The 2,579-nt window shown below is 53.4% G+C and carries 2 protein-coding genes and 1 pseudogene; 2 read left to right on the forward strand and 1 reads right to left on the reverse strand.

Annotated features, from left to right (window positions below):
* A pseudogene (locus F2P44_RS34000) lies at positions 1 to 212 on the forward strand (transposase); the annotation flags it as partial.
* A gap of 99 nt (positions 213 to 311) precedes the next feature.
* On the forward strand, positions 312 to 2,042 hold the full coding sequence (locus F2P44_RS34005) for a methyl-accepting chemotaxis protein (protein WP_167094465.1): 1,731 nt from the start codon (positions 312 to 314) through the stop codon (positions 2,040 to 2,042).
* A gap of 70 nt (positions 2,043 to 2,112) precedes the next feature.
* Here F2P44_RS34005 and F2P44_RS34010 read toward each other — a convergent pair.
* Positions 2,113 to 2,579: TorF family putative porin (locus tag F2P44_RS34010; RefSeq protein ID WP_167094467.1), on the reverse strand; the 467-nt coding region annotated here is incomplete at its 5' end.

Genomic DNA, 2,579 nt, shown 5'->3' on the forward strand with positions numbered 1-2,579 from the left:
AGTCCGGCTACCAGGCGTTTCTTGGCAGCGGCAACCTACAAGTATTTCAGCCGCAAGTCAACGCGCTGAACAAGCAACATCGGCAATGGCTTGCCGATCTGGGAAGCTTCATAGGATCTTTACATGCGCAAGGCGCAGACCCGAAGGCGGTGGAATATGTGACTGAAGCATTCGGGCGCCTTGCAGAGCGCATCAAGACACTTGCAGGTTGAAGTTGCGGTGACAGAATTTTCTGGGGTTCCGGCTTACAACACCGAGGCGGATAACGGGAAGAATTTTAGATACTTGATTTGAAGTCAAAAGGAGAGACCATGAATTTTCAAAATATGAAAATACGGACACGCTTTGTACTGTTGATCGCACTTTTCGTCATCGGTTTTGCGGTGTCAGGGGCATGGTCGTTCAAAACCTTACATGAACTGAAAGTAAGTGGCCCGATCTACGATCGCATCGTTGAAAGCAAGGATTTGATCGCCGACATTCTGCCGCCTCCGGAATACATCATCGAATCCTATCTGGTGACCCTACAACTGTCCGAGGCGACGGAAAAGGCAGATCAGGACAAATTGATCGAGCGCCTGAAAGCCTTGAAAGGCGAATACGACACCCGTCACGACTATTGGCAAAAACAAAAACTGGAAACCGCACTGAACGACGCCTTGCTGAATCAAGCACACATGCCGGCGGCCGCGTTCTATGCCGTGACCTTCAATGAATACATACCCGCAATCCAAAAGCAGGAAAAGGAGGCAGCAACAGCGGCGATGGTGAAGATGAAACAGTATTACGAAACGCACCGCACGGCGATCAACCAGGTAGTGGACATGTCGATTAAGCGTGCGGGACACGACGAAAGCCAGGCCAAGGCCATCATTCAGTCGTCCACCCTGCTACTGTTGGCAATTCTAGCGGTTTCGCTGGCGGTCAGTGTCGTTGTCGCTATCCTCATCTCTCGTAGCATCTTGCGCCCCTTGAATCAAGCGGTACAGGTCGCACAAACCGTCGCGTCGGGCGACCTGAGCGAGAACATCGTGGTGCAATCGACGGATGAGACCGGTCTGTTGTTTCAGGCCTTGAAAGACATGAATGGCAGTTTGGCCAAGATCGTCGGCGAGGTGCGTGCCGGCACCGATTCAATTTCAGACACATCGCGGCAAATCGCATCGGGCAATATGGACCTGTCATCCAGAACTGAAACACAAGCATCCTCTCTAGAAGAAACCGCGTCCTCGATGGAAGAGCTGACTTCCACGGTGAAGCAGAATGCAGACAACGCGAACCAGGCGCGCGGGCTGGCAGTGACGGCCTCCGAAGTGGCGTTGCGGGGCGGCGCCGAGGTATCGCAAGTGGTCGCGACGATGGGCTCAATCAACGCTTCGTCGAAGAAAATCGTTGACATCATCGGTGTCATCGACGGCATCGCGTTTCAAACCAATATTCTAGCGCTGAATGCGGCTGTCGAAGCAGCGCGCGCCGGCGAGCAAGGGCGAGGCTTTGCGGTCGTAGCATCGGAAGTGCGCAATCTGGCGCAACGTTCGGCCGGTGCCGCGAAGGAGATTAAGGCCTTGATCGGCGACTCGGTTGAAAAAGTCGACGCAGGCACCAAACTGGTCAATCAGGCAGGCGCGACGATGGATGAAGTGGTCGCCAGCGTAAAACGCGTATCCGATATCATTAGCGAAATCGCAGCGGCTAGCCAAGAGCAAACCAGCGGCATCGACCAAATCAACCAGGCGATCATCCAAATGGATCACGTCACCCAGCAGAATGCCGCCTTGGTCGAGGAGGCGGCCGCGGCGGCAGAGAGCATGCAGAACCAGACAGAAAGCCTGTCGCAAGTCGTCAGCGTGTTCAAGTTGTCCGATAGCGCATTCCAGTTGCAGTCCGTACCCGCACCGACGGCACGGAGAACCGTTGCTGCCGCGCCGCAATCAGGTAATCGGATGAAAGCAAGTCCGGCGACTAGAAAACTTACAAGTAACACTGCTAAGACTACGTCGACGAAGGCAAGCGACGGCCCAGACAAGTGGGTAGAATTTTAAGGCGCGCGCTATCGCAATTTATCACGGTCGTGATTGCAATGGCGCCAACGCCTTGATGGATCATTTCAAATCAAAATGTCTTGCTGACTGAAAGAATGAGCGAATTTTTCCCGAGATTTTTGTTTTCGGGCAGCGGTCCCACGTAGTTGTCTGAATTTGTACCGATCACGGCCAGACTCCCGGTCGCAACACCGAAATCCTTGGTAACGCCGACTTTCCAGTCGGTGTAATTGAAAATCGAGTTGTTCTTCACCGTTTGATGACCGACGTGCAAGTTGACGGTGAATCCGGCTGAAACGTCCATATTGGCGCCGAGGTCGAAATAGCCGCTGTTTTTGCTATCCGCGAAACCAAAAAGGTTGGTCACCGAGTGCGAGTATTTCAGATAGGCCGGACCGTAGCCGACCTGCCCATAGATTTCAGTGGTATTGGCGCTCACCGGCAATGCATTGGACGGATAGACATAGCTCAGAACGCCGAGGTCATACGAAACATCTTTAACGATTTCGCCCCGCTTGCCGCCGTAGATATCCCATT

It is taken from the genome of Massilia frigida (genome assembly GCF_011682175.1).
Taxonomy (GTDB): Bacteria; Pseudomonadota; Gammaproteobacteria; order Burkholderiales; family Burkholderiaceae_D; genus Telluria_A; species Telluria_A frigida.